Here is a 14,055-nt window from a genome sequence, read left to right as displayed (position 1 = left end):
TCTTCTATATTTTCTTCTATATTTTCTTCTATATTTTCTTCTATATTTTCTTCATGTAAATCATCTAGCAATGTCAACTCATCTTCATCTTTTTTTTCATCTACTAATACATCTGTTGTTTCAGGCATATTGTCAGCTTTTAATTCATCATCTAAATTCTCTTCAAAAAATTCTTCTTGCAAACTTAAATCATCTTCACTTAAACTCTCTTCATGCTCAGACAAGTCAATACCGGCTAAAAGTTCATTTCCATCTAAAGGTGTATCTTTATCAATTAAAACATCATCGTCAAAATTTAATTCATCTTCTTCTAAAGTATTATTTTTATCTTCTTCTAAAGTTTTTTCACCACCTAAAAGCTCTATAAAGTCAGTTGGTAAAAAAGGTTTATATAAACATTCTACGCCTTCTACTTGCTCTTGATTTCTAGGTAATAAACAAATCAACCTATTACATTTGCTTTTTAAATCATCTAAATTAGCTTCAATATCATGATCTATGATAATAACATCATAAAATTCTCCAAGCTCCTCAGTATTTGTAATTTCTTCAAAATCATAACCTAATTTTTGAACCCCTAAACTGATTAGCTTTGAAACAGCCGTATTAGAATTTATCAGCAAAACCTTCATCTGTCATCTCCCAAAATTAAAGAAATATCTTATTTTAAAACATTTTTAATTATTTAATGCTTATATATTAAAAAATAACAACTCCATATGCTCAAAACTTTTTACTATTAAATTTTTAAAATACTGCATCATAATAAGCAAAATAGCAATAAGCACCGCAAAAGACAAGAATATCTTAATAGGATACCCCACTACCAAAAGATTAAACTGAGGCATAGTTTTCATAAGCATACCAAAAATCACATCTGATAATAAAGATATAGCCAAAACTGGAAAGGCCATAGAAAAACCAAGTACAAAAATATTTACCATGGCTTTATTTAAATAAAGCATTAAATTTTCATGTGGATAAAACCCACCTAAACTAATGTATTCTAGCGAATTAGATATAAAAAGTAAGACTAAATGATGTCCATCAAAGGCTAAAAATACAAGTAAAGCTAATAAATTTAAAACTTGTGAGATTACAGGTGTGTTTGTACCAGTTGTAGGATCCATAACACTAGCCATAGAAAATCCCATGGTAAAAGAAACCTGCTCACCTGCCATTTGTAAAATAGCAAAAGTCATTTGCAAAATCAACCCTGCCATCATACCAAAAAGCACTTCACTTAAAAGATATAAAATAAAAAAAGAATCAGGTGTATTACCCTCAAGCTTTGCTAAAGGATATAAAAACATTGTTAAAAATAAAGCTAAGGTTGTTTTTACCACCAAAGGTATACTATTGTGAGAAAAAAAAGGAAAAAAAACTATTAACCCACTCATTCTAGCAAACAAAAGCATGAAAATAACTACATTTTCATCGCCTAAATATCTAACAAATTCCATAGTTACTTAAGTGAAAAACCTTGTCGCATTTTTTAGTAAGCTCTTGATCATGCGTAACAAAAATCAAAGCTGCGTTATTTTTCTTGATATAATCAATCAAAATATCCATTACATTTAATGCATTTTTAAAATCTAAATTTCCGGTAACTTCATCAGCAAAAATAATCTTTGGCTTTTTGCTTAAAACCCTAGCTATGCTTACTCTTTGTTGTTGTCCACCGCTTAGCTTTGTGATTTTTTGATTCATTAAATCTGCAATATCAAGTTTTTTTAATAATTCATAATCAATATTCTGTCCGCTTAAAACACTCGCAAGCTCTATATTCTCAAAAGCCAAAAAACCTTTAAACAAATAATGCATTTGAAAAATAATCCCAAAATCTTTTCTACGAATTTCTAGTAAAGCATCATCATTTAAACCGTATAAATCTTGATTATTATAAAAAACTTTTCCTGATTGAGGTTTTAATAAGGTAGATAAAATATGCAAAAGAGTGGATTTACCACATCCACTACTTCCGCATATTGCAATACTATCTTTTGCATTTACAGCAAAATTTAAATTTTCAAAAAGCGGAATATCAAAACTATGGCTTAAATTTTCCGCTTTTAAAAGTTCCATTTTTAACCAATTTGCGCAGCAACTTCAGCAGCAAAATCTTCAGTTTTCTTTTCTAGGCCTTCACCTACTTCAAAGCGAATAAATTCAACTATTTTGATAGTTCCACCTAGCTCTTTTTCTTTATCAGCAATTACTTGCTCGATAGTTTTTTTATCATCCATTACATAAAACTGACCCATTAAAGTAAGTCTGCTGTCAAGTTGAGAATTATCCGCAATAAAGCTATTTAACTTACCTGGGATAATATTAGGCCAAATTTTTTCTGGTTTTCCTTGTGCTTGAAGCTCAGCTTTAATAGCTTCTTCAGCTGCTTGAATTACCTCTTGAGTTAATTGTTTTCTACTTGCATATTTTGGAATTTTATGCTCTGGTTTATTAGGATCTTTTAATCTTCTTCTTTCTTCATTCTCTTTTTCTAACTCAGCAACTAAAGCTTTGTATTCATTTTCTACAAAATCCATATCAAGTTCTTCATAAGATAGATAACTAGGTTTCATTGCAGCAATATGCATACAAATATGCTTTAAAAATTCTCCACACTTGCTAGCCGTAGCTTCACTATCACAAGCTGCAGCAATAACCACACCAACACGACCATTAGTATGAATATAGCCATTTACTATGCCATTAGCACCTGCTTTTAAAGTAGCAAATCTTCTAACAACTAAATTTTCACCAATAGTTGCAATTTGGCTTTTTAAGTACTCTTCAAATTTAACACCATTAATCTCACTTGAATGTAATTCTTCAACATTTTGAAGACTCTTAGCTTGAATATGTGCTGTTGTATCTTTTGTTAACGCAATAAATTGTTCATTTTTAGCAACAAAATCTGTTTCTGAGTTAATTTCACTTACAGTTGCACATTTAAAATCATCACTTACTTTTACGCTTACTAAACCTTCAGCGGCTAAACGATCAGCTTTTTTATCAGCTTTTCCAAGTCCTTTTTCTCTTAAAAGTTGCACTGCTTTTTCAAAATCACCATCTGTATCTTTTAAAGCATTTTTACAATCCATCATACCTGCGCCAGTACTTTCGCGCAGTTCTTTTACCATTTGTGCAGTGATTTCAGCCATTATTCTTTATCTCCTTCACTCATAGCTTCTTCTAAAACTTCTTTTTTTTCTTCTTCAGAAACAGGTTGTTCTTCATCAACTTCACCATCTTGCTCTCTTAATGCTTTACCTTCATTGATTGCTTCAGCCATTTCTTGGCAGAAAAGTTGAACCGAACGAATTGCATCATCATTCCCTGGAATTGGGAAATCAACTAAGTCAGGATCACAGTTTGTATCTAGTGGAGCAACTACAGGGATTTTTAATCTATTAGCTTCTTGAACTGCAATTTTTTCTTTAACAGTGTCAATAACAAAAATCATATCAGGTTGAGTTTTCATATATCTAATACCACCAAGATATGCTAGTAATTTTTCTTTTTTTCTAGTAAGCATTAGTGCTTCTTTTTTAGTTAAAAGCTTAATACTTCCATCTTCTTCCATTTTTTCTATAACTTCTAATTTTCTAATTGACTGGCGGATAGTTCCAAAGTTAGTCATCATACCACCAAGCCATCTGTGATTTACATAAGGCATACCGCATTTTTCAGCATATTCTTTAATCGCTCCACCAGCTTGTTTTTTAGTACCAACAAATAAAATTGTCTTACCTTCTGCTGCAGCATCACGAACGATATTATATGTATATCTAAAATATCTAAGTGTTTTTTGTAAATCAATTACGTAAATACCTTTTCTTTCACCAAAAATAAATTTTTTCATTTTTGGATTCCATCTTCTTGTTTGGTGTCCAAAGTGTACACCGCACTCTAATAAATCTCTCATGCTTACCATGAAATTCTCCTTGAAATAAAATAATTAGGTTTATTCCTCCGCATTCTTTAACCCATAAGCAACCTAATAAGGAAATTAATGCGTGTGAAATGAAAGAATATTATATCAAATTTTATTTTATATTTAGCTTATTATTGAAGAAAAAGAACGCCACGAGGCGTTCTTTGGGTAAATTAGTGTAGTTTAGACCAAACTGATCTTTTCCAACCTATAGCAAAAACACTTAAGATTGCAAAGAATATCATAATATAAATTCCTGTTTGTTCTCTTTCTTCTTTTTTACTATCACCAACTTTTTCAAGATAACTAATAACTTGAGTTTGTGCTTTTTCATTCAGACCAACTCTTGGCATAGCAGTTCCATGAATTTTCTTTTGAGGCTCATTGATGAAGATTTCAAGATAATGCGCGCCTTTAGAACGAATCATCATAGATAGATCTGGAGGCGTCATTCCAAGATAATTTTTTAAATCACTCATATTTGAGCTTGAAACAAAGCCATCATATTTTACATCATGGCATCTTCCACAAGCATTTTCAAACGTATGTTTGTTTTTAGCAAAATCAAATTCTTTTGCAATTAAAGCTGTTTTTGCTTGCTCTGAAAGCTCTTGATTTTTAGCATATTTTTCTTCTAAATCAGCTTTTAATTTTGCATCAAATTCTTTTTCATATTCACTAGCTGTATTTTTAAAGAATGCAATTAAGTCTGCTAAATCTTGATTATCTTGTGCTTCATCGCCACTTAAAGGATAAGCAGGCATTAAGAATGGATTTTCATCATTGAATTTATGTGAAATTTGCAAAGCTTTAACCGGATCAATGATAAGTGCAGTTAAAAATTTCTCATCATAAATAGCACCCGCATCACTTAAATCAGGAGGTGTTACACCTAAAGAAGAATCTGTGATAGTAGCAGGAATTCCAGCGGCTTTTACACCATGGCATGCAATACAATTTCCTTCAAAAAGCTCTTTTCCTTTTTGTGCATTACCTTTACTAAAATCGATTTTTGCGATTTTTTCCCATAATTGCTTAGTAGCTTCTTCTTGGCTTTTAGCAAGCTCTAATGCTTTTTGAGCATTAGCTATAGCTTTTTCACTTCCTGAAGCATTAGCATCCATTGCTGCTTTTTCTTTTAAAGCAACTTCACCTTTGGTAAATTCTGCATCAGCTTTTGCAAAGTCAAAATTAACCGGAGTTGAAGGAGGATTCATCACTGAATGTGCATAAGGCTCAACCCCCCAATAAACTAAACCTGTGAAAAAGACAACTACAAAAAATATTTTTAATTCTCTCATTATTAGCCCCTTTTTCTTTCCATGATAGTAATAATTGGTAAGACTACTAACAATAATAGTAAAAATACCATAGAAGCATAAAATCCTATCCAAGCATTAATTCCTGTTGGAGGAAGCTTTCCATAAACTGTTAGTACAATTAAATCTATCAATAATACCCAAAACCATACAAAAAACATTGGTCTTTCGTGTGCTGGTTTTACAACATCACTTCTATCAAGCCAAGGCAACAAGAAGAAAATAATTTGTGCTATACCAAACGCTGCAAGACCTATATCAAAAGCTTTAATGCTTCCAACATCAAAGAAAAATCCTCTTAAAACTTCATAACTCCATAAGAAATACCACTCAGGATAAATATGAGGAGGTGTTTTTAAAGAATTTGCTGGGTCAAAGTTAATTGGATCCATTGCGAAATTAAATTTAAAACACACCAAATAGAAGAAGAAAATCATAAATAACGCAATATACATAAAATCTTTAGCTAAAAATCCTGGCCAAAAAGGAATAACTTTAGAACCTTTTGTATCACCTGCTAAATATTTTTCAGCTTCCAAATCAAAATCAATTTCTTCTGAAATTTCATTATTTACATGAGGAATTCTTAAAGAATAAAAGTGGAATGCAATAATTGCTAAAATTACAATTGGCAATAAGCACACATGCAGCATAAAAAATCTAGTTAAAGTTGGATCTGATACTGCAAAATCTCCTCTTATCCAAATAACTAATGCATCACCTATAAAAGGAATTCCGCCAAAAAGCTGAGTAATAACTTGAGCAGCCCAAAAACTCATTTGTCCCCAAGGTAACATATACCCACTAAATGCTTCTGCTGAAAATACAACAAACAAAAGCATACCGCTAATCCAAATCATCTCACGACCCTTTTTATAAGAGCCATAATAAATTCCCGTTAACATATGGATATATATGATTAAAAACACAACTGAAGCAGCCACACCATGCATATGACGCCAAAGCCAACCATACTCTACTTCTTGCATAATAGTTTTATTAACACTATCAAAAGCCAAAGCCACATCTGGCTTATAATACATTACTAAAAATAGACCTGAAATAAATAAAATAGCAAAAAGAGTTGTCAAGATAACACCCATTGCCCATAAGAAGTTAATTTGTTTTGGTATCCAATACTGAGCCATTAAAACATTAAAAAGCTTATTTACAGCTAATCTTTGATCAAGCCAATCTATAATACCACTAGCTTTTTTTATCTGTGCCATATCAAGCCTCCGCAATCATTTTTTTATATTCTGGACCTTCTTCACCTAACACTAATTTAGTTCCATCAATTCTAAAAGGAGGAATGTCCAAAGGTCTTGGAGGAGGACCAAATACATTTTTACCACTAGTGTCAAATTCGCCACCGTGGCATGCGCACTTAAACAATTTCTCACTTGGAGCATAAGCTGGAATACAGCCTAAATGCGTGCAAAGACCAATAACTACAGTATATGCAACATCACCCACAATAACATCCCTACTGCTATCTTTTGCCATATCCGCATCTTTTTTTAAGATAAATATAGGCTTTTTACGCCACTCGATTGTTCTCAATTCGCCTTCTTTCATACCAGAAAGATCTACGGTAGTAATACCTGCTGCTTTTACACTTGGGAGCGGATCCCATGTTTTTTTCATTGCAACTAATGAAAAAGCACCACCCACAGCAGCTACCGTTCCAAAGGCAAAGCCCATAAAGCTTCGTCTACTTTCAGATGTAGCCATTTTACTTCCTTTGTTTTGATTTATTTGTTGTAAAGTATAGCAGTTTATCTAAAAAATAATAAATTTTTTCTTTATATAAAAAAGCTTTATTTAAGATATGCAAGTATTTATTTAAAATAACAGAAGTGTATTTATTTTCAAATCAAAACAATAGATAAGTTAATATCATCTATTGTTTTTCATTTTGATATAAATATGCAAAATATCTAAAGCAGCAGGGGTGATACCACTAATTTGCGAAGCAGCAAAAATAGTTGGCGGATTAAATTTTTGCAGTTTTTCCACCACTTCATTACTCAAACCACTTACACTTTTAAAGTCAAAATTTTCAGGAATTTTTAAGTCATTTAAGTTTTTCATTTTTTCTATTTGTGCTTTTTGCATTGCTATATAATGATAATATTTTGCTTCATTTAAAATTTCATTTAAAGAATACTCATCCATTTTTGCAAACATTTCATCTAGAGCTTTTAATTTTTCTATATTAAAACTCGCTCTTGCAACAATTTTTTGCAAACTTACTATTGAGGTAATTTTTTCTTCTTTAATGCTTTGTAAAAATTCATTATTTTGATTGCTTGGTGTCCATGTAGTTTGAAGTAAAAACTCAAGTCCTTTCCTAACATTTTGCTTTATATTATCAATATATGCATAGTCCTCTTGACTTAAAAGTTTAAAATTATGTCCATATTCTCCAAGTCTTAAAATAGCATTTTCTTCTCTTAAGAGCAGTCTATATTCAGCTCTTGAAGTAAACATTCTATAAGGCTCTTTTGTGCCTTTCATTACTAAATCATCAATTAACACCCCTATATAAGCCTCATCGCGTCTTAATACAAAAGACTCTTTTTCATCAATTGCTAAAACCGCGTTCACTCCTGCCATAAAACCTTGTGCAGCTGCTTCTTCATAACCAGTAGTTCCGTTAATTTGCCCAGCACAATATAAATTTTTAATCTTTTTAGTTTCTAAAGTATGTTTTAACTCCGTTGGATCAATATAATCATACTCTATAGCATAGCCAAAACGCGTGATTTTAGCATTTTCAAAACCTTTTATACTTCTTAACATCGCAATTTGCACTTCATAAGGAAGTGAAGTAGAAAAGCCATTAATATAATATTCAGTAGCATCTTTAGTTTGTGGCTCTATAAATAAATGATGACTTTCTTTATCACCAAAACGATTAATCTTATCTTCTATGGAAGGACAATATCTTGGACCTATACCTTCAATTTGTCCTGTAAAAAGCGGAGCGCGGTAAAAGTTACTTTTTATAATCTCATGTGTTTTTAAATTTGTTCTTGCTATATAACATGGAAGTTGATTGGGCTTGAAATTTTTTGTTTTAAAACTAAAGGCCTTAGGGTTTTCATCTCCGGGTTGAATTTCTAAAACACTAAAATCAATACTTTTAGCATCTACTCTTGGACAAGTTCCTGTTTTTAACCTCCCTACTTTTAAACCACTTTGTTTTAAATACTCACCCAAATTTACAGACGCAAGCTCACCTACCCTACCTGCTTGAAGCTTAGTTTCACCTATATGGATAAGTCCATTTAAAAAAGTTCCTGTTGTAAGTATGATTTTTTCAGCAAAATATGTATTTTCTAAATTAGTTTTAACGCCCTTAACTTCATCATTTTCTATAAGTAAAGACAAAGCTTGCTCTTGAGAGATTTCTAAATTTTCAAGTTTTAAAAGCTTATTTCTAGCACAAATTCTATAAGCGTCCATATCAATTTGTGCTCTACTTCCACGCACTGCAACACCTTTGCTTTCATTTAAAATTCTAAATTGAATTCCAGCCTCATCGGTAATTTGTCCCATAAGTCCACCCATAGCATCAAGCTCTTTTACCAAATGTCCTTTTGCTAAGCCGCCTATAGCAGGATTACAACTTGCAGCACCAATTTGCTCGATTAAAGTAGTTAAAAGTAAAGTTTTTTTGCCCATTCTAGCGGCAGCAGCACTAGCCTCAACCCCAGCATGCCCGCCACCTATTACGATTATATCATACATATTTTGACCTCATTTTTATAAAAAAGGCAAAAATTATATAATATTTTTTAAAATAAAACACTAAAAATACTTTTTGAAATTTAAAAGTTTTGGATAAAATCTCATAAAAATTAAAGGTATTGAATGTTTAATGGATTAATCCGCGAATTAGCCTTTGTCAAATCATATCAAAACAACACTTTAAGATTAAAAGCAAGTTACAAACCAAAACTAGGCGATAGTATAGCAGTTAATGGTGCGTGCTTGAGCGTAACAAAACTTTTTGATGATGGCTTTAATCTTGAACTTTCTTATGAAACAAGAACTCACATAGCTATTGAAAATTTAAAAGACTATGTGCATATTGAACCTGCGTTAGCTTATGGCGATAGAATAGATGGGCATTTAATGCAAGGACACATTGATGGTATTGGCGAAATTACTAATATTTCTAAAAAAGAAAACGGAGTTGATTTTTATATTAAATGCCCTGATAATATACAAATTTATATGGCAAATAAAGCAAGCGTAGCTATAGATGGAGTAAGTTTAACTATCAATGAAGTTTTAAAAGATAGTATTCGTTTGACTATTATTCCTATAACCTTTAATGAAACCTTGTTTAAAAATTACACCATAGGAAGACGCGTCAATATAGAAAGTGATCTTTTAGCAAGATACATACACAGACAATTAAATTATAAAAAAGAAATTTCATGGCAACAAATAGACAAGATTACATCGCTTTATTAGAAAATGATTTCGCAAAAGCTTTTGTAGCCTTTGATCAAGATTATAATATTTTTAGAGCAAAAATTTGTAATAATATTTTTCCTCGGGAAAATTCTATAAAAAAGTGTGTATTTTTAAATCAAATTCATTCTAATATCATCACTCATTATAATAAAGATTTTCACTTTAATGCTGATGGGATAATTAGCAATGAAAAAAATATAGCTTTGTGTATTTTAAGCGCTGATTGCCTGCCTTTGCTTTTATATGATGATAAAAATAAAACCATAGCAGCTTTGCATTCAGGTAGAAAAGGTTGTTTTGAAAATATCTTAAAAGAAGCTGTTTTGAAAATGCAAGAAAGTTTTAACACTCAAACCAAGAATTTAAAACTCATCATTTCAGCAGGAATTTGTGCTAAAAATTATGAAATTAATGGCGAGGTTTTAAACCACAGCAAAGAAAATTTTGCGCATTTTTTACATGAAAATAAGCTTGATTTAAAAGCATTAGTTAAATTTCAAGCAAAAGAATTAGGTATTAATGATATTTTTGATATCAATCTTTGCACCTTTGATGATGAGAGATTTTTTTCTTATAGAAAAAATCAAACTCCAAAGCGCATTGTTAGCGTGATTTATTTAAAGGATTAAAATGTATGAAGTAAAAAATCTACTTGCTTTAAAAATTCTACAAAAAGCTAGAGAATTTGGCGATAATGACTTAAGCAATGAACTTTTAATCACTCAAATGCTAAATCATACCCCACAAACTCTAAATCAAAACGATACTAAAAATTTAAATGAATTTATCACAACGCTTATAAATGCTAAAGAAAAAGCTAAAATGAGCAATAAATAATTTTAATTTTTCCAAGTTAAAATAAATTTTGTTCCTTTCTTTAACTCACTTTCTACTTTTATTTTTATATTATGTTCTTTACAAATTTTATCCACCAAAGAAAGTCCTATACCAAAACCACCTTGATTTTCATTAAATCTTGAATAACGCTCAAAAATATTAGCCAAATTTTCCTTTGCTATGCCACAACCACTATCTGCTATTATAAGTTTTTGCTCTAAAAGTGCTATTTTAATATGTCCATTTTTTATATTATATTTTATAGCGTTATTAACAAGATTATCAAACATTTTAAAAAATTGCTCTTTATTGGCATAAATTTTTCCATTATCCTCTAAAACAAGTTCTAAGTCAATATTTTTTTGCTCTAAAAATATCTTAAAATACTCCATTCTTTCTTTAATCAAATTTTTTAAAAATATCCAATCTTTTTTTGCTTCATAAGCTTGAGAAAAATTTAAAAAAGTTAAATCTGAATACAAATGACTCAAAGTCAAAGCAGCTATTTTCACACGCTTTAAAGCTTTAATTTCTTCAAAATTCTTTTTTCTTTCTAAACTCTCTACACTCATTAATATTGCACTAATTGGGGTATTAATCTCATGAGTGGTATCTTTTATAAAATTATTTAAAAACCTTATTCTTGCTTCTAAAGGCTTGAGTGCAAATTTAAGTATTAAATATCCTACCAAACTAACAAAAATCAAAGAAAGTACCATAGCTAAAGCAACTTTAAATCTTATAAATCCAAGTTCTTTAGAAATATCATCACCTTGTATTAAAACTCTTAAACGATTTACATCTCCTAATATTTCTAAAGCACTTTGATTTTGATTATCAGCAAGTAACAAGCTATTTAAATTTATATCAGCTACATAAATCAAAGTGTTATTGTTATAAATATTCGCATTATTTGATTTAAAAAAAGTTGTTTGAGCAGGTAAATCAAGATTAGAAAAATAAACCTTAGTCCTATCAAATATTGCAAATTTTATATTAGAAATTTGAGCTATTTTCTTAGCACTTTTTTCTATGGGTTCAAAACGCGATTTTTCCATTTGCAAAATCACAAAACGATGTTCTTGTCTTAGCTTTATGCTATATTCGCTTATTAAATCTTCTATTAACTTAGCATACCATATACCAAAAAGCACTATAAGAATACTTCCTATACTTACTAAATACAAAGAAAGAATTTGCCATGCAACGCGCTTGGCTTCATGCATAACAATACCCTCTTCCTCTTTGATTGATAATGCTTTCTTTTCCTAAAATTTTTCGTAAATTTTTCACATAAGCTCTCAGACTAAGCTCACTTGGCTCTTGATCATATTCCCAAATTTCTTCAAAAATATAAGCAGTATCTATAAATTTACCTTTATTTTTCAAAAGTAATGATAAAAGTTTTAATTCTTTTAAGGGTAAAGACAATGGCTTATCGTTTTGATATAAAGTTTGCGATATAAAAGCAAATTTAAAACCATTTCCCAAGTCCTCATAATCTTCATTTTTATGCGCAAAAGAACGCTTTAAAATAGCATTAATCCTTATTTTTAACTCCTGCAACTCAAAAGGCTTTTTGATATAATCATCACAACCACATTCAAATCCTTGTTGTAAATCCATAGTAGTATTTAAAGAGGTCATAAAAATAGCTGGGGTATATCTACCTGCTTCTCTTAAATTTTTAAGCACACTAAAACCATCTCCTAAAGGGACTTTTACATCAAAAATCCATAAATCAAAATTTTTCTCATAAGCTTTATCTTGCGCATCTTGAGCATTATCCACCAAAATCACTTCAAAGCCTTCTTCTTCTAAAAACTCACCAACAATTTCCCCTAAGTTAATATCATCTTCTAGTAAAAGAATTTGCGTAGCCATTTTAAGCCTTTTATGCTATTTTAATTTAGATTATTATATTTTTTTTATGTAAATTTAGTGTGAATTTAGCATATTTAAAGGCAAGTATTTATAAAATATTAACTATTTTATTGAATTTAGGATTTTATTATGTTGCCAAATTGGGATCAAAAATATAGTATTAATAATGAAAAAATTGACGAACAACATAAAAAACTTTTTGAACTTGCCGCCAAAGTGGAAGAAATTTCAGATAGGCCAGTTTATCAAGTCGAGCTTAAAAAGATAGTTGCTGAATTTTTTCACTATATTAAAATTCATTTTCAAGATGAAGAATCCTATATGGCTGAGATTAATTACCCTTATCTAAATCAACACAAACTCATGCATAAACAAATCACAAAATCCATGATAAAACTCATACAAAGTATAAAAAGTACAAATGATTTAAAAGAAAAATTATACATAGTAGTTAATTCATGGTTGATAGAACACATCATTCAGCATGATATGATGATAGAACATTGGCGTCAAAACACCCAAGCAAAGAATTCTTCAGATACTTTCGAAGAAGAAGCTCCAAAACCAAAAAAATTCTTATATCAATGTCAATGCGAAGGAAAAACACACAAGGTTCCTTATGATATTCATTTAAAAATGCAATATTCTAAAGTGCAGTTTAAATGTAAAGAATGCTCTGCGAATTTAATACAATACAAAGAAAAAATAGAAATCTAATAAAAATTAATAATAATTTAAAATATAGTAAACTATAATGCTTATAAAACTCTTCTAAATATAAACAAGGAGCTAACATGCTACCAAAATGGTGTAGTAAATATAGTATCCATAATGAAGAAATTGACAGACAGCATAAAAAACTTTTTGAACTTGCTGCAAATGTCGAGATGATTTCAGATAAACCTGTCCATAAAGGACAAATTAAATTTTTACTTGCAGATTTTTTTAATTATATGAAAGAACATTTTACCGAAGAAGAAAAATACATGGCAAAAATAGGTTATCCTGAACTTTCTAACCATCAAAAAATTCACAAAAGTATCATCCAATCTATGATTGATTTAATTCAAAATCTCAAAAGCACAAATGATCTCAAAGAAAAACTTAATGTCATTGCATCAAAATGGCTTTTAGAACATATTTTAAGAGAAGATATGAAGATAGAAAAATGGCATCAAGCGCAACTAAATAAAAATGCCAATACTACAACTTTTCAAGAAACTCAAGAAATTTATGAATATATTTGCTCTTGCGTAAATAAAATTCACAAAGTTCCTTGCGAAATTCACCAAAAAATTCAATTAAACAATGCAAGTTACAAATGTAAAACTTGTCAAGAAGCTATCAAACTAAAATAAAGGCTATAAAATGAACAAACGCTACACCTTAACTCTTCCATTAGAGCTTTATGAACGCTTAAATCAAACTGCGAAATTTTCTAAAAAGAAAAAAGCTGAAATTTTACGCAATGCTTTGGAAAATTATCTTGATGAAATAGAAGACTTTGCTCCAGCCATAGAAGCTTTAGAAGATTTAAAAGATGGAAATAGTAAAAAGTTAGATAACATTATAAAAAAATTAAAATGT

At 30.1% G+C, this 14,055-nt stretch carries 16 protein-coding genes and 1 pseudogene; 6 read left to right on the top strand and 11 right to left on the bottom strand.

The features are described 5' to 3' along the window. The 9 genes and pseudogenes from L8Y18_RS08030 to mnmG all read right to left on the bottom strand — a co-directional run. Positions 1–632, bottom strand: a pseudogene (locus L8Y18_RS08030) (hypothetical protein); the annotation flags it as partial. Between the two features lie 60 nt (positions 633–692). Then, positions 693–1,463, bottom strand: coding sequence for a flagellar biosynthetic protein FliR (gene fliR / locus L8Y18_RS08025; protein WP_263665101.1), 771 nt, complete (start codon positions 1,461–1,463; stop codon positions 693–695). Next, positions 1,450–2,085, bottom strand: a complete 636-nt coding sequence (locus L8Y18_RS08020; protein ID WP_263665102.1) for an ABC transporter ATP-binding protein — start codon at positions 2,083–2,085, stop codon at positions 1,450–1,452. Before L8Y18_RS08020 ends, fliR begins: the two co-directional genes overlap by 14 nt. Before the next feature lie 2 nt (positions 2,086–2,087). Beyond that, complete coding sequence (gene tsf / locus L8Y18_RS08015) at positions 2,088–3,164, bottom strand: translation elongation factor Ts (protein WP_039626638.1); 1,077 nt, start codon at positions 3,162–3,164, stop codon at positions 2,088–2,090. After that, positions 3,164–3,937, bottom strand: coding sequence for a 30S ribosomal protein S2 (rpsB, locus tag L8Y18_RS08010; protein ID WP_263665104.1), 774 nt, complete (start codon positions 3,935–3,937; stop codon positions 3,164–3,166). Before rpsB ends, tsf begins: the two co-directional genes overlap by 1 nt. 173 nt (positions 3,938–4,110) lie before the next feature. Further along, positions 4,111–5,238: a c-type cytochrome gene (locus L8Y18_RS08005; protein WP_263665105.1), complete on the bottom strand. Its 1,128-nt coding sequence runs from the start codon at positions 5,236–5,238 to the stop codon at positions 4,111–4,113. Between the two features lie 2 nt (positions 5,239–5,240). After that, positions 5,241–6,485 (bottom strand): cytochrome b, encoded by a 1,245-nt coding sequence (locus L8Y18_RS08000; RefSeq protein WP_220567136.1) that lies wholly within the window; start codon positions 6,483–6,485, stop codon positions 5,241–5,243. Position 6,486: 1 nt separating this feature from the next. After that, entirely contained in the window at positions 6,487–6,990 is a 504-nt protein-coding gene (gene petA, locus L8Y18_RS07995) for a ubiquinol-cytochrome c reductase iron-sulfur subunit (RefSeq protein WP_133318665.1), read from the bottom strand. Between the two features lie 165 nt (positions 6,991–7,155). Continuing rightward, positions 7,156–9,012, bottom strand: a complete 1,857-nt coding sequence (gene mnmG / locus L8Y18_RS07990) for a tRNA uridine-5-carboxymethylaminomethyl(34) synthesis enzyme MnmG (protein ID WP_263665107.1) — start codon at positions 9,010–9,012, stop codon at positions 7,156–7,158. Positions 9,013–9,135: 123 nt separating this feature from the next. Between mnmG and ribE the strand changes: the two genes are divergently transcribed. From ribE to L8Y18_RS07975, 3 genes are read left to right on the top strand one after another with little or no spacing between them, the layout of a single operon-like run. Next, positions 9,136–9,744, top strand: a complete 609-nt coding sequence (ribE, locus tag L8Y18_RS07985; protein ID WP_133318663.1) for a riboflavin synthase — start codon at positions 9,136–9,138, stop codon at positions 9,742–9,744. After that, on the top strand, positions 9,708–10,376 hold the full coding sequence (gene pgeF, locus L8Y18_RS07980; protein WP_263665109.1) for a peptidoglycan editing factor PgeF: 669 nt from the start codon (positions 9,708–9,710) through the stop codon (positions 10,374–10,376). The genes ribE and pgeF overlap by 37 nt, the downstream gene beginning before the upstream one ends. A 1-nt stretch (position 10,377) precedes the next feature. Further along, entirely contained in the window at positions 10,378–10,584 is a 207-nt protein-coding gene (locus L8Y18_RS07975) for a hypothetical protein (RefSeq protein ID WP_133318661.1), read from the top strand. 2 nt (positions 10,585–10,586) lie between these two features. On the opposite strand, the gene L8Y18_RS07970 is transcribed toward L8Y18_RS07975, so the two are convergent. Both L8Y18_RS07970 and L8Y18_RS07965 read right to left on the bottom strand, forming a co-directional pair. After that, a complete protein-coding gene (locus L8Y18_RS07970) occupies positions 10,587–11,810 on the bottom strand; it encodes a sensor histidine kinase (RefSeq protein WP_263659996.1) in 1,224 nt (407 codons plus the stop codon). Then, on the bottom strand, positions 11,803–12,468 hold the full coding sequence (locus tag L8Y18_RS07965; protein ID WP_263660850.1) for a response regulator transcription factor: 666 nt from the start codon (positions 12,466–12,468) through the stop codon (positions 11,803–11,805). The genes L8Y18_RS07970 and L8Y18_RS07965 overlap by 8 nt, the downstream gene beginning before the upstream one ends. A gap of 129 nt (positions 12,469–12,597) precedes the next feature. On the opposite strand from L8Y18_RS07965, the gene L8Y18_RS07960 reads away from it, so the two are divergent. The 3 genes from L8Y18_RS07960 to L8Y18_RS07950 all read left to right on the top strand — a co-directional run. After that, a complete protein-coding gene (locus L8Y18_RS07960) occupies positions 12,598–13,185 on the top strand; it encodes a bacteriohemerythrin (protein ID WP_220567131.1) in 588 nt (195 codons plus the stop codon). A 77-nt stretch (positions 13,186–13,262) separates the two neighbouring features. Then, complete coding sequence (locus L8Y18_RS07955; RefSeq protein ID WP_263665110.1) at positions 13,263–13,826, top strand: bacteriohemerythrin; 564 nt, start codon at positions 13,263–13,265, stop codon at positions 13,824–13,826. A 10-nt stretch (positions 13,827–13,836) separates the two neighbouring features. After that, on the top strand, positions 13,837–14,055 hold a 219-nt coding region (locus L8Y18_RS07950), incomplete at its 3' end, for a ribbon-helix-helix protein, CopG family (RefSeq protein ID WP_263659998.1).

This window comes from Campylobacter sp. CNRCH_2007_0968H (genome assembly GCF_025773245.1).
Taxonomy (GTDB): Bacteria; Campylobacterota; Campylobacteria; order Campylobacterales; family Campylobacteraceae; genus Campylobacter_D; species Campylobacter_D lari_D.
The sequence above is the reverse complement of the archived record's forward strand: the minus strand, read 5'-3'. Positions and strand labels throughout refer to the sequence as shown.

What these genes read in the sequence shown, in the direction of transcription:
- fliR (WP_263665101.1), bottom strand. Translation starts at nt 1,463, where the DNA reads ATGGAATTTGTTAGATATTTAGGCGATGAAAATGTAGTTATTTTCATG.
- L8Y18_RS08020 (WP_263665102.1), bottom strand. Translation starts at nt 2,085, where the DNA reads ATGGAACTTTTAAAAGCGGAAAATTTAAGCCATAGTTTTGATATTCCG.
- tsf (WP_039626638.1), bottom strand. Translation starts at nt 3,164, where the DNA reads ATGGCTGAAATCACTGCACAAATGGTAAAAGAACTGCGCGAAAGTACT.
- rpsB (WP_263665104.1), bottom strand. Translation starts at nt 3,937, where the DNA reads ATGGTAAGCATGAGAGATTTATTAGAGTGCGGTGTACACTTTGGACAC.
- L8Y18_RS08005 (WP_263665105.1), bottom strand. Translation starts at nt 5,238, where the DNA reads ATGAGAGAATTAAAAATATTTTTTGTAGTTGTCTTTTTCACAGGTTTA.
- L8Y18_RS08000 (WP_220567136.1), bottom strand. Translation starts at nt 6,485, where the DNA reads ATGGCACAGATAAAAAAAGCTAGTGGTATTATAGATTGGCTTGATCAA.
- petA (WP_133318665.1), bottom strand. Translation starts at nt 6,990, where the DNA reads ATGGCTACATCTGAAAGTAGACGAAGCTTTATGGGCTTTGCCTTTGGA.
- mnmG (WP_263665107.1), bottom strand. Translation starts at nt 9,012, where the DNA reads ATGTATGATATAATCGTAATAGGTGGCGGGCATGCTGGGGTTGAGGCT.
- ribE (WP_133318663.1), top strand. Translation starts at nt 9,136, where the DNA reads ATGTTTAATGGATTAATCCGCGAATTAGCCTTTGTCAAATCATATCAA.
- pgeF (WP_263665109.1), top strand. Translation starts at nt 9,708, where the DNA reads ATGGCAACAAATAGACAAGATTACATCGCTTTATTAGAAAATGATTTC.
- L8Y18_RS07975 (WP_133318661.1), top strand. Translation starts at nt 10,378, where the DNA reads ATGTATGAAGTAAAAAATCTACTTGCTTTAAAAATTCTACAAAAAGCT.
- L8Y18_RS07970 (WP_263659996.1), bottom strand. Translation starts at nt 11,810, where the DNA reads ATGCATGAAGCCAAGCGCGTTGCATGGCAAATTCTTTCTTTGTATTTA.
- L8Y18_RS07965 (WP_263660850.1), bottom strand. Translation starts at nt 12,468, where the DNA reads ATGGCTACGCAAATTCTTTTACTAGAAGATGATATTAACTTAGGGGAA.
- L8Y18_RS07960 (WP_220567131.1), top strand. Translation starts at nt 12,598, where the DNA reads ATGTTGCCAAATTGGGATCAAAAATATAGTATTAATAATGAAAAAATT.
- L8Y18_RS07955 (WP_263665110.1), top strand. Translation starts at nt 13,263, where the DNA reads ATGCTACCAAAATGGTGTAGTAAATATAGTATCCATAATGAAGAAATT.